Annotated in this window: 14 protein-coding genes; 4 read left to right on the plus strand and 10 right to left on the minus strand. The window is 63.8% G+C overall.

The features are described 5' to 3' along the window. The first annotated feature begins 140 nt into the window (after positions 1-140). The 3 genes from panB (at position 141) to H585_RS0100965 (ending at position 2,322) form a co-directional block, all read left to right on the plus strand. A complete protein-coding gene (panB, locus tag H585_RS0100955; RefSeq protein WP_014258691.1) occupies positions 141-995 on the plus strand; it encodes a 3-methyl-2-oxobutanoate hydroxymethyltransferase in 855 nt (284 codons plus the stop codon). Positions 996-1,064: 69 nt separating this feature from the next. Then, positions 1,065-1,313, plus strand: coding sequence for a hypothetical protein (locus H585_RS0100960; RefSeq protein ID WP_014258692.1), 249 nt, complete (start codon positions 1,065-1,067; stop codon positions 1,311-1,313). Positions 1,314-1,353: 40 nt separating this feature from the next. Next, complete coding sequence (locus H585_RS0100965) at positions 1,354-2,322, plus strand: membrane protein (protein ID WP_027366387.1); 969 nt, start codon at positions 1,354-1,356, stop codon at positions 2,320-2,322. Here H585_RS0100965 and H585_RS0100970 read toward each other — a convergent pair. Next, a complete protein-coding gene (locus H585_RS0100970; RefSeq protein WP_237707666.1) occupies positions 2,312-3,550 on the minus strand; it encodes an Npt1/Npt2 family nucleotide transporter in 1,239 nt (412 codons plus the stop codon). The genes H585_RS0100965 and H585_RS0100970 overlap by 11 nt on opposite strands. Before the next feature lie 385 nt (positions 3,551-3,935). Between H585_RS0100970 and H585_RS0100975 the strand changes: the two genes are divergently transcribed. After that, positions 3,936-4,787 (plus strand): serine hydrolase, encoded by an 852-nt coding sequence (locus H585_RS0100975; RefSeq protein ID WP_244432447.1) that lies wholly within the window; start codon positions 3,936-3,938, stop codon positions 4,785-4,787. Between the two features lie 101 nt (positions 4,788-4,888). Here H585_RS0100975 and H585_RS0100980 read toward each other — a convergent pair whose 3' ends face one another. From H585_RS0100980 to trmD, 9 genes are all read right to left on the minus strand, one after another. After that, a complete protein-coding gene (locus tag H585_RS0100980; RefSeq protein ID WP_027366389.1) occupies positions 4,889-6,250 on the minus strand; it encodes a YihY/virulence factor BrkB family protein in 1,362 nt (453 codons plus the stop codon). Between the two features lie 31 nt (positions 6,251-6,281). Continuing rightward, positions 6,282-10,097 carry an AsmA family protein gene (locus H585_RS0100985; RefSeq protein WP_027366390.1) on the minus strand — a complete coding sequence of 1,272 codons (3,816 nt, stop codon included), beginning with the start codon at positions 10,095-10,097 and terminating at the stop codon, positions 6,282-6,284. A 293-nt stretch (positions 10,098-10,390) separates the two neighbouring features. Beyond that, positions 10,391-11,194 carry a YdcF family protein gene (locus tag H585_RS0100990; RefSeq protein WP_027366391.1) on the minus strand — a complete coding sequence of 268 codons (804 nt, stop codon included), beginning with the start codon at positions 11,192-11,194 and terminating at the stop codon, positions 10,391-10,393. Beyond that, a complete protein-coding gene (locus H585_RS22020; protein WP_161628415.1) occupies positions 11,151-11,930 on the minus strand; it encodes a glycosyltransferase in 780 nt (259 codons plus the stop codon). Before H585_RS22020 ends, H585_RS0100990 begins: the two co-directional genes overlap by 44 nt. Positions 11,931-12,036: 106 nt before the next feature. After that, on the minus strand, positions 12,037-13,194 hold the full coding sequence (locus H585_RS0101000) for a pyridoxal phosphate-dependent aminotransferase (protein WP_027366393.1): 1,158 nt from the start codon (positions 13,192-13,194) through the stop codon (positions 12,037-12,039). Positions 13,195-13,425: 231 nt separating this feature from the next. After that, positions 13,426-13,842 carry a YraN family protein gene (locus H585_RS0101005; protein ID WP_027366394.1) on the minus strand — a complete coding sequence of 139 codons (417 nt, stop codon included), beginning with the start codon at positions 13,840-13,842 and terminating at the stop codon, positions 13,426-13,428. Then, a complete protein-coding gene (locus H585_RS0101010) occupies positions 13,824-14,459 on the minus strand; it encodes a ribonuclease HII (protein ID WP_034626865.1) in 636 nt (211 codons plus the stop codon). The genes H585_RS0101005 and H585_RS0101010 overlap by 19 nt, the downstream gene beginning before the upstream one ends. Positions 14,460-14,524: 65 nt before the next feature. Next, entirely contained in the window at positions 14,525-14,881 is a 357-nt protein-coding gene (gene rplS, locus H585_RS0101015; protein ID WP_005988533.1) for a 50S ribosomal protein L19, read from the minus strand. Positions 14,882-14,929: 48 nt separating this feature from the next. Further along, a complete protein-coding gene (gene trmD / locus H585_RS0101020; protein WP_027366396.1) occupies positions 14,930-16,252 on the minus strand; it encodes a tRNA (guanosine(37)-N1)-methyltransferase TrmD in 1,323 nt (440 codons plus the stop codon). Positions 16,253-16,536 lie beyond the last annotated feature (284 nt).

Below are 16,536 nucleotides of genomic sequence, written 5' to 3' on the forward strand. Positions count from 1 at the left end.
TCATGCGTTCCAAACGAAACGGCCCCGCAAGGGGCCGTTCGCATTTTCCGCTTCCAGAGCCAATCCTCTTTTCTTGATCACTATTTTAGTCTAAATGTTCAGCTTCGTGGATTCCGCTACCCGTATCCCAAGGAGTTGTCGTGCTTAAACCGCTCACCGCGCCGGACATCGCAAGCCGCAAAGGTGGGGAACGGCTGGCCATGCTCACAGCCTACGATTACCCCACGGCGTTGGCCCTGGACCAAGCCGGAGCCGACATGCTCCTGGTAGGGGATTCCCTGGCCATGGTCGTGCTGGGCCACCCCGACACCCTCTCCGTGACTCTGGACGAGATGGTTCACCACACCAAGGCCGTAAGCAGGGCCGCACGGCGCTCCCTGGTCGTCGGAGACCTGCCCTTTCTGTCCTACCAGGCCGGAGTCGAGCGGGCCGTTCTCGCCGCGGGCAGGCTGGTGCAGGAAGGCGGGGCCAGGGCGGTCAAGCTCGAAGGCGCCGGCTATTTGCGCGAAGTCGAAGCCATGGTGCGTGCGGGCATTCCGGTCATGGGCCATGTGGGCCTCACGCCGCAGCTCGTTGCAGGGCTCGGCGGCTTCAAGGTGCAGGGCAAAACGGCCGAAACCGCAGCGCGTTTGGTGCGCGAGGCCATGGCACTGGAAGCGGCAGGCTGCTTCTCCATCGTTCTTGAGGCCGTTCCATCCGTGGTGGCCCGAGAAATCACCGCCCGTGTGTCCATTCCAACCATCGGCATCGGCGCCGGGCCGCACTGCGACGGCCAGGTGCTGGTCATCCATGACGTGCTGGGGCTCTTCGAGCGCTTCACTCCAAAATTCGTCAAGCGTTACGCGGAGCTTGGCAACCTCATGCAGGAGGCTGCCGGCCGTTACATGTACGAGGTGCGCCAGGGCGCCTTTCCGGCCGACGAGCACGGCTTCGGCATGGACCCGCAGGAAGCCGCTGCCTTCCGCGGCCTGCTGAATGATATTGTTGCGGGCTAGGCCCCAAGCCCGCGTTGTGCTAATATCGGCCTTGCGCATTCGTTGGCTGAACAGCACACAGGAGGAGCCATGGATCAGGCCATCTTCAATCTGAACATGAGCGTGGAAGCCACTTCGCTCTATCTCATGCTCGACGATATGCTGTCGCGGGGCGACACGCCCAGCTTCGAGGCTTGCGAGCTTAAATGGACCACAAGCTGCGAGAAGCTGGAAGCGGCCATGCACGAGCTGGCCGCGCGTGGGGTCATCGACAGGGCCGAGGATGGTACGTTCCTGATCAAGGAATCCCAGCACTGGAAGCCCCTGGAAACCAAGTAACCCTGTCGGCCGCATGGCCGTCGGTTTCATCAATTATCCCATGGAAGTCGCTGAACTCTGGCGCGGGCTCGGCTGGCCGCTGGTCCGCCTGAGCCTGACCATCTCGCTCGGCCTGCTGGTAGCCAACCTGATCGAGGCCCTCAACTGGACTCGCGCGGTGGCCAAGCTGGCCGAGCCGCTCATTCGTCTGGCCCGGCTGAAGGATGTTTCGGGCGCGTCATTCTCCATGGCCTTTTTTTCGGGCGTGGCGGCCAACACCATGCTCTCCGAAGCCTACGACAAGGGCGCGCTTTCCCGGCGCGAATTGATCCTTTCCAACCTGTTCAACTCCCTGCCCACGTATTTCCTGCACCTGCCGAGCATGTTCTTCCTGGTCGTGCCGTTTCTGGGCAGTGCCGCCTTCGTCTATGTAGGGCTTACACTTCTCTCCGCCATCCTGCGCACATCCTTCATCGTGGCTTTGGGCCGCGTCTGGCTACCTCCCTTGCCGGAGGGCTGCGTGGTCTGCCGGCTGGACGAAGCCGCCAAGGCCCAGGGCGCCAGGACCTGGCGCGATGCCTTGCGGATCAGCATCAAGCGGTTCAAGAAGCGCATCGGTAAGGTGCTCACCTTCACCGTGCCCATTTACATACTGGTGTTCTTCCTGAACCGCTGGGGCGTGTTCAAAATGCTCGAAGGCTTCCTGGCCGAGCACGCCGGGATCTTGTCCTGGCTGCACCCCAAAGCCATATCAATTGTGGTCTTCCAGGTGGCCTCGGAGTTCACGGCCGGCCTGGCCGCCGCCGGCGCGCTGCTGGAGGCCCAGGCCCTGCCCATGAAACAGGTCGTGCTGGCACTGCTGGTGGGCAACGTGCTCTCCACACCCATGCGCGCCTTCCGCCATCAATTCCCTTTCTACGCCGGCATCTTCAAGCCCGCGCTCGCCACGCGACTCATCGCCGCCAGCCAGGCCTTGCGCGCCGGAAGCATAGTGGTGGTCACGGCGCTCTACTTCTTCCTCATTCCATGACCACATCCGAGTATTCCTGGCGCATGAGCAGCACGATGGCGATCCAGGCTCCGCAGGCAGCCAGGGTGAACGCGCTTATGCCAGGCAGCCCCATGGGCGCCGAAGCCCATTGGGTCACGGCCAGGATAAGCAGCGATCCGAGCACCTCGAACAGGCGATAGCCGAACATGTCGATCCAGGCCTTGGCTTGGTAGATGACCACCGGATCCACGGGCACGTAGAGCAGCTCGCGCGAGGCGCGGTTGATGGAATAGGACAGCCCCCGATCGCTGATCTTGGCCAGGGAGCCGAATAGCAGGGTCGGATGGGCCATATACAGCAACGCGCACACGCCCATGACCACGGGCTGCACCAACAGCCCGGCCAGCACGCCCTTGAGGCGGACCACCAGCGGCGTGAGCGTGAGGTTCACTCCGATGGCCACCAGGCTCATGATGCTGAAGAACACGGACATGTAGGCCGTGCGTGCATCGCGGCCGGTAATGGTCTGCTCCAAGGTCTTCATGAACTGGAACTCGACGAACAGCGAGGCCAATTGCCCTAGCAGCAGCAGGACCGCGATGAGCGCGAGATAGCGGTTGCGCAGGATGGCCCAGGGGCTGCCGGCCGCGACCTTTTCCTTCACGGTCGCCTCGGCTTCGCAATACAAGCCCAAGCGGCCCATAAGCCAGGTAAGGCCGAAGATCGCCCCGATAATGGCTGCGGCGACCATGAGCAAATCGACCGTGGCCAGCCCGGCGCGGCTCACCAGCCAGCCGCCGAAAGCGCCGCTGATCAGCCCGCCCAGCAGTCCGCCAGTGCCGATCAGTCCGTACCAGGACTTGCCTTCCTCCAAAGTGTGCACGGAGTTGGTCAGGGACCAGAACTGCTCCGTCAGCACCACTCCCAGAATATCAACGAAAATATAGAACGCCGCGGCTCCCAACGGGCCTGGCCGGCCAAGCATGAGCCAGAACAAGGCCAGCATGATCATGCAGGCCAGACATGAGCCGAGCACGATGCGCAGGCGACTCATGCGTTCCACAAGACCGTTGTAGAAGCTGATCACCGCTGTCATGGCCGCCGCCGTGCCGATCCAGACCCAGGGCAGCATGTCCGCGCCCAAGGCGTCGATGAAGAGAGACCGGCTGGCAGGCTTGAGCTGGTACAGGGCCATGACGATGAGGAAGAAATTGGCGAACAGGAAACCCGCCCGGAGACCATGCTTGCGCAGTGCAGTGTGCTGCATGGCGCATCCTGGGCGGGCATGATCCTGCCTTTCCCTCATTTTTTCTCCTTGTTTCGCAGGGTATTGAACTCCCGTCTTTCGTGTCCTCTCCCCTCCAGGGCAGCACGGGCGCAGTTCTTGCTGCCTTGTGCCAAGCCGCGACGAAAGCCGAGCGGCTCCAACACTTGCTAGCCATCGTACCAAACGACGCAGGCCGGTCCAGCCCATGCCCGGCGTGGAATGGGACCTTTGCGGCCTGTGCCAAGCCCAGTGGAGCGAAATGTCTGGAAAAATAAGATACCTGTCCGGGGGGGTGCTTGCCGCATCTTTATTTCTCATGTTGGCGGCAACCTCTGTTCTGGCAAGCAGCGGATCGGAATTTGCCCTACTGAACAGCCGTGATTCCGTGCTTCAGCATGGCCTGGAAGAACGTATTCGCGAGCTGGGCCTGAACAAGGCCAAGCAAGAGGGACGTTTGGCGGCCTGCCTGGTGGATGTGACCGATCCGGCGCATCCGCGGCTGGCCATGGTCAATGGCGAGCGCATGATGTACGCGGCCAGCCTGCCAAAGATAGCCATCCTGCTGGCCGCCTTCGAGAAGGCCGACCAGGGCGGTCTGTCTCTCGGCCAGGCCGAACGCCTGTCGCTTGCGCGCATGATCAGACGCTCGTCCAATACCGACGCATCGGCCATGCTGGCCAAAGTCGGCAGGGATTATCTCATTGATGTCCTGGAGTCCGAGCGCTACCGCCTCTACGATCCGGCTGGCCATGGCGGGCTGTGGGTGGGCAAGGAATACGGCAAGGCGCCGGCCTATCGCCGGGATCCGCTGGCCGGGCTGTCGCACGGCGCTACGGCCTTTCAGGTGGCCCGCTTCTACTATCTGTTGCACACCGGGCAACTTGTCTCGCCCGAGCGATGCGCAGAGATGAAGACCCTGCTGGCGAACTCCGCCCTTGACCACAAGTTCGTGGCCGGTCTGCGCAAGACCTGCCCTACCGCGCGGGTATACCGCAAATCAGGAAGCTGGTCCGTGTATCACTCGGACAGCGCCCTGGTGGAGCACGACGGCCGGACCTACATCGCCGTGGCCTTGACCGCCGATCCAGACGGCAGCCGTTGGCTGGAACAGCTCATCACGGCCATGGACGAGTTGGTCATGTCCAATCCATTGCCCGAGCATCCGTCCGAATCCATGCCGCAGATCGCTGAGGCCCCCCAAGACCGAACAGAGCGCGAGATAATGGTACTTCCGTAACCCTCGCCATCTTGGCTTCCAAAGCAATGCTCGGCCCTGCGTGGCGCAGCTTCTCGCCGCCTGACTTGGGATGCTGAACGCCGGTCCACCGCTCAGCCGCTTCAATCCAGGCAGCCGTCCGGACCATGCCCGGCTTCACGTCGGCAGGCCTGCTCCAGGCTAAGATCCACCGGCGAGCTGCGCAGGGCTTCCAGGGCAGCGTCCAAATCCCGGCGCGCAAAGGCGAAACGTTCCGTCACGAGTGGCTCATGGCTTCCGTCCAATCCACTGGCCAGGGTCTGCTGCACATCCGAAATGCGGATGGACGTCGCTGGTCGGCCCAGGGCGAAGATGCTTTCACCGGCGGTCTCGCCCCGCAGCAGGAAACCCCGGTCCGCCAGGGTTGTGGACAGGTCGCAAGCCAGCTTGGCCGGCAGGTCCAGCCGCTCGGCCAGGGCATCCGCCGACAGCCCGCCCCGCCCTGCCTCGAAGCGCCGCGCCAGGCAAACGAGCATAAGCCAGGCCGCCTCCAGGCGGTCACGAAAGCCCGCTCGGCCCGCGCGCAACTCACCTTCGAAGGTGCTCAGATGCTGCGCAGCATAACTGATCTCCCCGCCCAGCAGCACGATGACCCAGCTTATGTACATCCAGATGAGAAACAGCGGGAACTGGGCAAAGCTTCCGTAGATGGCCCCGTAGTCGGTCAGGGAAACCTGATGACGGATGTAGACCCACTGGGCCAACTGCCACAGGGTTCCGGCCAACACCGCGCCCACTGCCGCGCTGCGCAAGCGCACCTTGGTATGCGGCATGAAGCTGTACAGGAAAAGGAAAGCCAGCCAGACCATGACATAAGGCGCGAGCTTGAGCGCCAGCAGGTGCAGGTAGTTGAGAGCCGTGAATTCGAGCATGCGCTGCACCAGGGCCTCGCTTTGCAGCGACACGGTGAAGCTCACGGCCAGGAAGACCAGCAACGGACTGAGCACGAGCACCGAGAAGAAGTCCGTGAACTTGCGCCACAGACTGCGGCCCCTGGCCACGCCCCATATTGCGTTGAAGGCGTTTTCCACGGTGATGACCATGGCCACGGCCATGGCGATGAGCACCAGCGTGCCCAGGTAGCCCAGGGTGCGCACGCTGGAGGTTTCCACGAAGTGCAGGATGGTGCGCGCCAGCTCCTCGCGGCCGGCGGTGATGCGCAGCAGCGCCGCGCGTATGAAGGCCGAGTCATGCAGGCCCAGGGCCTTGGAAATGGACAGAGCCACGGCCATGAGCGGCGCAAGAGAAAGGATGGTGGCGTAAGCCAGGGCCGTGGCGCGCAAATGGCACTTGTCGCGCACGAATCCGAGCAGGACCAAGTGCGCCCAGCGGATCAGAGTCAGCACGCGCCGGCTGCGGAATGGACCTTGCTCGGACCAGATATCCTGGCTCAGACTCGCCAGCATTGCGGAAAAGCGTTTCAGGAGATTGCGGCCACTCATCATTGCGGCCTCGCTCGCGTGCGGAATGCCCTACTCACTGCACGCGCCGCTCCTTGGGTTCGGACGTAGGAATCAGCCGCTCGATGCCCGGCAGGATACCGAACAGAATATCGAAGGGCATGCGCACGATACCCGTGGCCGTGTTGCCGATGACGCCCAGGGTTCGCACACCCACATCCAGATGATCGAAGTCGCCCTCGAAATAGAGCGGCACGCGCGCCGCGTTCAGCATTTCGAAGATAATTGTATAATCCACGATTTCCTTGTTCATGTCCACAAAGCCGCTGCCCGTGCCGCCTATGAACGGCGAACTAACCAAAAGGTCGGTGTTGCGCGCAACGCCGTTGACGATGGCTACGTTTGCCGTGGCCGTGGAAAAGCGCGTGCGGCCCCGGCGGCGCACATCCTCGGGAATCTCCCACAACTTGCCCCCGTCCGCGCTAAGAGCCGGCAGATCCAGGACCTCACCGTCGGGCGGATCGTCATCGGGCGAGAAGGAGATGCTGCCATCCGTGACCTCCAGCCGCCCGCTGCCGTTCAAGGTCTCCACGAGTTCCTGGTTGGTGGCCCCATGAGTTCGCAGGGTCAGGTACACATCCGTGGGGCCGCGCACGTACTGTCCGCCGGCCATGGCATCCAGAAACACCCCGAAGGACACGTTTCGGGCCGAAGCCTGGGTTTCGAAGGAGAACTCCGCGGGAGTGACCACGGCCTTGAACTCGCCCCGCGCCGGGCCCTTGTAGAATTCGGCTGTTACGGGCTTGGCCACGTAGACACCGTCGGCAGCCTCCAGCAGGGCTTCGCCGTGCTCGAAAAGCAGCCGGTACAGTTCCAGACGCTCCAGGCGCAAGCGCCCTTTGAAGGCCAGCTTGCTCATGGCCTCCAGTGGAAGCCGGACAGCCTCGTCCTTACCGGCTGGACCATGCCGATCGGTCCTCGGCGGCAAGCGGTAGCGGTCCAGGTTGAAGCTCGTGCCGGCCAGATCGAAAAGGAGCTGGGGCTTGTCCATATCCGGAATATACGCATTGCCGGCCAGCCGAAAGCCGTCCAGCTCCAGTTCCAGCTTGGGAATATCCAGGCGACGGTTGCGCAGGCGGAAGGCTGTCGTGGCCGAGGCGGAGCTCAAGGCCGTGGGATCGCGTGTGGTCCACAGGGCGATGCCCGCGCGCTGCAAGCTCTCGCGAGGATTGAAGGGGGCTAGACGCAGACTGCCCGAACAGCTTGGATTGCCGCCAAGATCCTCGGCGCGCAACATGCCCTGGCCGGTCAACCCCGGCCCGCTCAGGACCAGGTCGGCCAACTCAACGACTCCCTTGGCCGTATCCAAAGACAGGTTGCCACGCAGGCTCAGATTGTTGCGCTCGTCATGCAGGGCCGCCCCCTTGGCCGACAGGCGGAGACCCGCCGACGCCACTGTCAGTGCGCTTGTATCCGGGTCCACGCGCACAACGCCGGCAAGGCCCAAATCAAGGGTCAGAGCCGGGTCAGGAGACTTGGCGGAGAGCGTCAGGGCGCAACGGTAAGCATACGGAGTCGCTTGAGCCTTTGCGGATTGGCTGGATTCCTTGCCGCCGTCTCCGTCACCCGTAAGAATCAGCTTGCCGCCGATGCGGGAGAACGGCCTGTCCGCGTTCAGCCGACCGGCATGGGCCTCGGCCTCCAGGTTCAGGCGTAGCGAGCGCAGTAATGCGTCGAGACTTCCGGCATCAGCTTCGGCGTTCAGCCGCCCGTCGAGCTGGCCCGAGAGCAAATCGCCTTGTCCGAACAGTTCCAGGGTCTGCCGCGCGTCAACGCCCTTGGCTGTCAGGGTCAAACGGGCCTTGCGATCATCGGGGTCCTGGCCATCCAGATCCAGGCGCGCTGTTGCCCGGCCCTCCATGATCTCGGACGATTCGGCATCCAGGCGCAGGGACTTGCCGTCCGTGCGTAGCGCAAGTCGCAAAGCTCCCAGGCGCATCCCAGGCAACAGGGCTTCGTCGGCGAGCAGGCGCACGCTGATGGGTGGACAAGCCGGATGCAGGGTCGGGAGTCGGCCCAGATCCCGCCCCTCGGACGCGGAGGCGTCCTCGCCTTGGGCAGCCAGCGCCGGCAAATAGGGCCCGAGATTGAGGCGCTTGGTCCGCGCGTTAAGCGTAATCCGGGGGTGGCTGAACTTATCGATGCTTCCGGAGCCGTTCAAACGCATGCCGTCCAGCTCCAGGCTCACGGCCGGCATGCGCAGCCCGTCCGCACCTCCTGCAAAGGTCACATTCAGGGCCGCTTGACGCAAAGCCGAACGAGCCAAATTCGCCGAGGGCTCCACGCCCAGGACGCGAAACAGTTCGCGCAGGTCGCAACTCGGAATATTCAGGCTCCCGGTGTATTCTTCGGGAGCGCCCACGAAGCGCAGGGTCTCGCGCAGCACCAGTGGACCGTCCTCGCCGCCAGGGCCGTCCTGGCCGTCGGCCGACAGACGACCGTCCAGCACGACAAAAAAAGCGCGTGGGCCGATCTCGGCGCGCAGGCTGCTGCGATACCGGCCTCCAGGAAAGGCCACCTGCGCCACGCGCCCCTGCACCACGCCGTCCTTGGCCTGCAGGGCCACGCGGAAGCGGCTGGCCAGCAGGCCATAGGCAACCAGCTCGTCGGCCCGCAGGTCCAGGTCCAGCCTGAGTGCGCGCAGCTTGCCCAGCACGGCCTCAAGACTCGCTCCTTCCTCCGCCTCCGGCCAGACCGCAGGACGCAATTCGTCCAGATTAAGTCGCGCGGCGTTCAGCTCGATCTTCCAGGCGGGTGCAGCCCAGCCCAGCAACGAGACTTGCCCGGCGATCTCCGACTCGCCCAGCGAAAGTCTGAGCTTGCGCACGTCCAGCCCATCGGATCGGGCCTCCAGCTCAAGCCCGGCCCGAACCGGTGTTTGACGGCCGTAAGCCACCGTCGGCGTAGGCAAGCCCAGGTCCATGGCCAGCGCGGCCGCGTCTCCGGCTTCGGCCTGCAAGCTGGCGCTCAAAACCGGCTCCGACAGGATATCCATGCCCTGGGCCGAACCGGTCAGGCGCAGCTCGCCTAAAGTTGCCTCAAGATCCCGGGTTCGGATTGTTCCCGCAGCGGTGTCCAGATCAAACCGTGTGGACAGCGTTCCCGTGCGCGCGGTGCCGTCACGCGCCTGGAGAACCAGGCCGGCCTGCACGTCGAATCCCTGCACGCGCAGCACCCAGCCTTCCAGCTTCAACCCTCCCACGGCGTTCACCGAGGCCTCCAGGCGCGGAAAGCGATATTGCTCCGGCCAGGCCATGCGCAGTGCGCCCGAAAGGGAGAGCTGCTCGCGCCCCTTGCGATAACGCGCATGCAGCCGTTCCAGCTCAAGACGCATGCCCGTCGAGGCGTCGACCAGCAGCAGGCTGCCGGTGATTGACAGGTTGTTCACCCCTTGGAATGTGAAGCGCTCCCCTCCTGGCGCGCCTTCGATCCGCACGGCTAGGATCTGGGGCAACTGCAAGTTCAGGCGGCCATCGGTCCCGCGTGACAGGCGCAAGGCGATATCATCGAGAACCACATTCCTGAGCAGCACTTCACGCCGCAGCAGCCGCGACAGACTCAGGCTCAGACGTACCTCTCGGCAACTTACAAGAGGGCCGTCCGCCCCATGCCCGAGCTCCAGCCCGCCGAGCCGCAGCTCGGGTATGGGCAAAAGGCGCAGTCCCAGCTCACCTCGAATGGCTACCGGCATGCCCAGAGCGTCGACCATGACGGACACCAGCCGCGCCTTGACCTGCCGCGTATCCACGAAATGTGGCAGGAGCGGAGGCAGGATGGCCAGCGTCAGCAGCATGACCGCCAACAGGATCAGCAGAATGGAACGCGGTTTCATTGGTCCTTGCGATATTCTTGCGATGCGATGGGCTACAAACGGATCAGCCAAGCACCCGCGAGACTTGCGTATCTTGCATGAGATATGCCCTTGCAGGCAATAGCAGTTTACACTTCACTAACGTAAACCGATGAAAGACCTAACCAACCACCCATTAGTTGCGTAGCCAAGAGGAATGTGGGACGCACACGCAGGGAGAGCCCGCCCGATGTGGCGCCTCGGTTCGCGACGGCCAGGCTCTACTCGATCTCTACGGTACAGAACATTTTGGAGCGAAATTCTTCAGCGGTTTTTCAGGGCTCCAAGGATTGAGCGGCGGGAAAGAGCGCGTCGCTGCGGCCGATCAGGCGGTAGACGACCAGTCCGACCCATTCGCGCATGGCCGCGCTGACCAGGGCCAACCTTTGGCCGGTTTGGAACGGGAACTCCCATACCATGCCGGACACGGTGCGATAATCCACCGGATATGGAAGGACGCGCCAATCCTGGGCACGAAAGACGCCCACGGCCCTGGGCATGTGGCTGGCCGAAGTGACCAGCAGCCACAGGCCATCCTGGGATGGTTTGGCCAGGACCTTGCTCACCATCGCGTTCTCGTGGGTTGTCCTTGAAATCTCCTCATAGATCACGCGCGAGTCGTCGAAACCCAGACAAGCCAAAGCCGCACGGGTTACGTCCGATTCCTTGAGGTCCTGGCGCAGCAGCATGCCCGAGCCGCCGCTGACCACCAGCTTGGCGTGCGGGTAGCGCCGGGCCAGCTCCACGAAAGCCACAAGGCGATCGGCGGCGGCCGTCAGCTCGGGCTGTCCCCGGTTCTCGAAAACAAGCAGATCCTGATAGCCGCCAAGTACGATGATGCCTTCCACTTCAGCGGGCATTCCCACTGGACGGGGGAAGCGCTCCTCCAGCGGACTCATGAGCGCCTGGCCCACAGGCAGAACGGCCAGGATCAGCAATCCGGCCAGGGCAAAGCCCACGCAGTGGCGGCCCCAGCGACTCCAGCGGGTCCAGAGCAACGCAGCGCCCAGCGCGGCCAGCAGCAGGAGCAAGTTATCAGGCGAGGCCAAAAACCACAGGAGCTTGGAAGCGACGAACATCTGTTACTCCTACCGCTTGGCGGAAGCCAGCAGCTCGCGTTTCTTGAGCATGAACATGTATTCGTACCAGGCTTGCAGCAGGGCATAGGCCAACCCGGCCCACTTGACCGCGCACGTGCGTGACCGGATTCACTAGCCGTGAGAAGGGCACGCGCTCTGGCCGAAACAGGCGCCCGTAACTCGGCGTGGCCTGCACGCGGCGCAACTCCCGGCCGTCTAGAAAGAAAGCCCGCCGCTTGACGCTGAAAGCCACGGCATTGTCGCTGGCACAGGTTTCTGGCCTAAGAGCTGGGAAGGGCTTTGCCTGCCAGAGCGGCTCGCTCCTCCCCAGACCCCACCCATTAGGGGCGGACGCGCTCCTGGATCCGCGATGTTTATTGTCAGGCGGCTCCGGCAAAAGGTGCTTTTCTGGCTCTGCGGAGCTTGCAACTGGAAGACTTATTCCGACGGCGGTCAGCATGGCCTGCACGAGTTCCAGCGAGGCCCGCTCGTCCGCGTCTATCATGAACACCCAGGGATGGCGGAAGGGCAGCTCGCCCATGGCGAAGTTGAGCTGCGAGGCCCAGTCGTCCATGGGCCGCTGAATCACGCGAACGCCTCGAGAGCGGGCGATATCCGCCGTGCAGTCGGACGTGCCCGAGCCGAGCACGTGCACGTCATCGCTGAAGCGCACGGAATCGAGGCAGGCCGGCAGGTTGGCCTCCTCGTCGAGAGTCAGGATGAGCACGGAGATCATGTTGCCTTCCCCTGCCCCTTCCCCTGCCATCGGCGGCTTCCGTTCATGACAAGACGCTTACGAGATCCGCGCGATTCACCGGCAAGTCGCCGTGGCCTTGCCCGGCTCAGCGGCCCAGGCTGGACAGGTAGCGCTCCAAGCGGTCCATGCCCTCGCGGATGTTCTCCAGGGAATTGGCATAGGAGAAGCGGATGTAGCCTTCGCCGCCAGGGCCGAAATCCATGCCCGGCGTTACGCCCACGTGTGCCTTCTCCAGTACGTCGAAGGCAAAGGCCAGGGAGTCGGACGTGAAACGCTTGGCATTGGCCAGGATGTAGAACGCGCTCGTGGGTTCCACGGCCACGGTCAGGCCCATGGCCCGCAGGCGGCCGAGCATGTAGCGGCGGCGCTCGTCGTAAGTGGCGCGCATGCGCTCCACGTCCGCGGCGGCTTCGCGCAAGGCCGCCAGCCCGGCCCATTGAGCCACGGAGCCGGCGCAGATGAACAGATTCTGGGCCAGCTTGCGCAGGGCCGGCATGTAGCGCTCGGGCGAGATGAGGTAGCCCAGGCGCCAGCCGGTCATGGCGTAAAGCTTGGAGAAGCCGTTGAGCACGAAGGCCTTGTCCGTGAATTCGAGGATGGAACGCTCCCTGCCAACGTAGGTCAGGCCGTGGTATATCTCGTCCGAGACGATGGGCAGTCCCTGTTCCGCGAGTTCGGCAAGCGCAGCCATGGTATCGGCCGGCATGATGGTGCCCGTGGGGTTGCCGGGCGAATTGATGACCACGGCCCGGCTGCGCTCGTCCATGACCGCGCGCACGGCCGAAACCTGGTACTGGAAGCCGTCCTCCTCGCGCACGGGCACGAGCCTGGGCTCGGCGCACACGAAGCGGATGAAGTTGGGGTAGCAGGCATAGCCGGGATCCGGGATAAGCACGTTGTCCCCGGCCCCGCACAGCACGGAAAAGCACAGGAGCATGGCCGGAGAGGTTCCCGAGGTGATCAGGATGCGCTCGGGGTCCACGCTCACGCCGTAACGCGCATCGTAGTCCTCGCTGATGGCCTGGCGCAGCTCGGGCAGGCCCAGGCTGTGCGTGTAGTGCGTGTGACCGGCGTCCATGGCCCGGCAAGCCGCCTCGCGCACGCAAGCCGGCGCGTCGAAGTCGGGCTCGCCGATCTCCAGGTGCACGATGTGCGCGCCCTGGCGCTCCAGCTCTTGGGCGCGCTCCAGCACGGACATGACATAAAAAGGCTTGATGGCCTCGAAACGCGTCAACGGCGACATGGCTGCTCCTTGAATTCTGCGGAAAGCTCTTGGCTCTACCAAGGGGATGCGCGACGCGCAAGGCCGGGAAAAACGGATGGCCGAACAAATCCGCTTCGGCGATCCGCCAAAAACTCGCGGGTCCAGGGCGTCCCCTCGTCTTGAAAGGCCCCTGGTGGGGGGGTCTGGGGAGGAGCGAGCCGCTCTGGCAGGCAAAGCCCTTCCCAGCTCTTATGCCTTTCGCCTTTATCCTTACCAGGGCTGCCAGGCCGCGCCCGAGGCATCCTGGCTGAAGTCGAGCACATCCTCGTGCCGCGTGGCCGACAGGCCTCTTGGGCCGTGCACAACGCTCACGAGGTCCACGCGACAGGAGCGGTCCCACAGATCGCGCGCGCTCAGGTACAGGCCGATGGCTTTGGACAGCTTGCGGCGCTTGGCCGGAGTCAGGGCATCCTCGGGGTTGGCCAGGCCTTCGGCCTTGCGCGTCTTGACCTCCACGAACACGAGCGTGTCGCCCTGTTCGCAGACGATGTCCAGCTCAAGGCCGCGCGAACGCCAGTTGCGCTCCAGGATGCGGAAACCGGACCGCCGCAGCAGGTCCGCGGCCGCATCCTCGCCGGCTTGGCCCAGGGCCAGATGCGCGGGGATTCCTACAGACCCGGCAGGCACAGATGCTCACCGGCGTCCGCCGACTCGGGTTTCACGCCGCGAAAAGTCAGGCGGTGCATGCGGCTGGGCCCGAGTTCGACCAAGGCCTGCAAATGCTCGCGAGTGCCATAGCCCTTATGGCGGGCGAAGCCGTAGCCGGGATACAGCCTTTCCAGCTTGCCCATGAGGCGGTCGCGAAAGGTCTTGGCCAGCACGCTGGCGGCGGAAATGCAGCGAACGAGGCGGTCGCCGTCCACGATGGCCCGCTGGGGAATGAAGCCCACGAGGCCTTCGGGAATGCACTGGTTGCCGTCCACGAGGAGTTCTTCAGGGGAAAGCTTGAGGGCGCGCACGGCACGGCTCATGGCCAGGAGTGTCGCTCTGAGGACATTGCGCTCGTCTATCTCGGGAGGCCAGGATACGCCGACTGCCCAGGCCAGGGCGCGCGTCTTGATAAGCGGCTCCAGGCGGGCGCGTTCAGTTGGGGAAAGCAGTTTGGAATCCGCCAAGCCGGGCAGCTTGACGTAGGCAGACAAAACAACGGCGGCTGCGACAACGGGGCCGGCCAGGCATCCCCGTCCCGCCTCGTCAACGCCGGCAACGCGTCCGGCCTTGTCGGCTGACACCAACGGCGGCACGCGTCCTCCTAATGCGCAGACAGAAAAGGGGGAGCCCACAGGCTCCCCCGGAAAGACGCTCTGCTCTAGGCTTCGGCAGTGGTGCGCTTGGTCTTGATGCGGGCAGCCTTGCCGCGCAGATTGCGCAGGTAGTAGAGGCGGCTGCGGCGCACGTTGCCTTCGGTGATCACTTCGATGCGCTCAATGAAGGGCGAATGCGTGGGGATGATGCGCTCCACGCCAACGCCGTCGGACACCTTGCGCACCGTGAAGGTGGAGTCGGTGGTGCCCTTGCGCATGCGGATCACGTTACCCTGGAAAACCTGAATGCGCTCTTTCTCGCCTTCGATGATGCGCAGGTAGACCTTGACGGTATCGCCCGCCTTGAACTGAGGCAGGTCCAGGCGCAGGTGCTCGCGCTCGATGTTCTTGATGAGGTCCATGGCTCTCTCCTTATAAAATAACGCTCCGGTCAGGGCCGGTTGTTCTTCCTACCAGTAATCCGCCAGCAATCGGTCCAGACAAATTGCCACCGCCGACCGTACAGGCAGATGGTTGTACTCGTCCAGGCAGCGGATGGGCCGCAGCATTCCGTCCGCTTCGCTCAACACCTGGGGCGCCAAGCCGTGGCTGGTGCCGAATATCAGCAACACGGGCCCTTCGGCAAGCCAGCGACGCACGTCGTCGGCCGCGAGTTGTTGCACCCTCGCCAGCTTTTGCCTGCCTTTGCCCTTGCGGGGCAAAGCCGCGCTGGTGGCCACAACCCGAGGCTTACGGCCCGTGCGGATCTCGATGTCCGCCACGGATGCCTCCAGACTCTCGCGCACGCATGCCAGTCGCAGGGCCTCCTGGCGATCTGGGTTGGACCGACCTCCGGGGCCGCCCACCCAATGGCCGAGAACCGACTCGGCCATCTCCTGCTGGTCCCGAAGCGGCGTGACCAGATAAAGACCGGCTGCACCATACGTGCGGGAAACGCGGCTTATATCGTGAACATCCAGGTTTGTCAAAGAGACTGCTGTTATTCTTCCCGACTTGTCCAGCACCGGGTAGTGCACCAAGGCTACAAACAAGCCCCGACCAAGGCGCTGCCTGGGTTTGCCGCGCAGATAGGCCACATCCTCGCCGTCCAGCGGCGTCTCGGCCAGAAGCTCCGGCCGCACGGCCAGCGTGGTCTCCAGGGATTGCTGACGACGCCAGGCCGCGATGCGCGCGTGGTCGCCGGAGAGCAGGATCTCCGGCACGCGCAATCCCTTGTATTCCTCGGGTCGCGTGTAGTGCGGGTATTCCAGCAGGCCGGCCGAAAAGCTTTCCTCCTCGCCCGAGCCCTCGTGTCCCATGAAGCCGGGCAGCAGCCGCGCCACGGCCTCCAGCAGGCACACGGCCCCTGCCTCGCCTCCGCTGAGCACATAGTCGCCGACAGAGACTTCCTCGATGGGGTGCAGCTCTGCCAGCCGAGCGTCGATACCCTCATAACGCCCGCACAGGAGCGTCAACCGTTCTTCGCCTGCCAGTTCGCGGGCCAGTGCCTGATTCAGTGGACGCCCGCGTGGCGAGAGCATGAGCACGCGGCCGGTGCCGCCGGAGGACTGCACGGACTCCATGGCCCGTTCCAGAGGGGCGAGCATCATGACCATGCCCGGCCCGCCGCCGTAAGGCCGGTCGTCCACGGTGCGATGGCGGTCAGTGGCGAAGTCGCGGGGATTCACCAGGGAGAACGACACTATGCCCTGCTCGCGGGCCTTGCCCATGAGCGCGGTGGTGAGCGGCGAGTCGAAGAACTCGGGGAAGAGGGTGATGACTGTAAAATGCACTTCTGGTCCTTGGGCACAACCGGTCAAACGGCGAGCAGGCTTTGAGGAAAACGACCGCTTGGCAATCCGTCAACAAACAGGCTGTGCGGGCCTTGTTGGCTCGCCGGTTGCGAAGCAGCCGCGAACAATGATGGAGCATTGCTCAACCATTATGAAATTGAAAATAGTCAAAACGACTCTCTCCAACAGTTTGCCAAGAACAGGGCAGCTCTCAACGCGCTACAGGGACTATCTCAAGTAAGTACTCAAAACAAGCCGTTCGGCGCACCAGAAAGCGATATTAC

The organism is Desulfocurvibacter africanus subsp. africanus DSM 2603, from assembly GCF_000422545.1.
GTDB lineage: Bacteria > Desulfobacterota > Desulfovibrionia > Desulfovibrionales > Desulfovibrionaceae > Desulfocurvibacter > Desulfocurvibacter africanus.

What these genes read in the sequence shown, in the direction of transcription:
- H585_RS0100980 (WP_027366389.1), bottom strand. Translation starts at nt 6,250, where the DNA reads ATGATGAGTGGCCGCAATCTCCTGAAACGCTTTTCCGCAATGCTGGCG.
- H585_RS0100960 (WP_014258692.1), top strand. Translation starts at nt 1,065, where the DNA reads ATGGATCAGGCCATCTTCAATCTGAACATGAGCGTGGAAGCCACTTCG.
- H585_RS22020 (WP_161628415.1), bottom strand. Translation starts at nt 11,930, where the DNA reads ATGATCTCCGTGCTCATCCTGACTCTCGACGAGGAGGCCAACCTGCCG.
- H585_RS0100985 (WP_027366390.1), bottom strand. Translation starts at nt 10,097, where the DNA reads ATGAAACCGCGTTCCATTCTGCTGATCCTGTTGGCGGTCATGCTGCTG.
- H585_RS0100970 (WP_237707666.1), bottom strand. Translation starts at nt 3,550, where the DNA reads ATGCAGCACACTGCACTGCGCAAGCATGGTCTCCGGGCGGGTTTCCTG.
- H585_RS0101000 (WP_027366393.1), bottom strand. Translation starts at nt 13,194, where the DNA reads ATGTCGCCGTTGACGCGTTTCGAGGCCATCAAGCCTTTTTATGTCATG.
- H585_RS0100990 (WP_027366391.1), bottom strand. Translation starts at nt 11,194, where the DNA reads ATGTTCGTCGCTTCCAAGCTCCTGTGGTTTTTGGCCTCGCCTGATAAC.
- rplS (WP_005988533.1), bottom strand. Translation starts at nt 14,881, where the DNA reads ATGGACCTCATCAAGAACATCGAGCGCGAGCACCTGCGCCTGGACCTG.
- H585_RS0100965 (WP_027366387.1), top strand. Translation starts at nt 1,354, where the DNA reads ATGGAAGTCGCTGAACTCTGGCGCGGGCTCGGCTGGCCGCTGGTCCGC.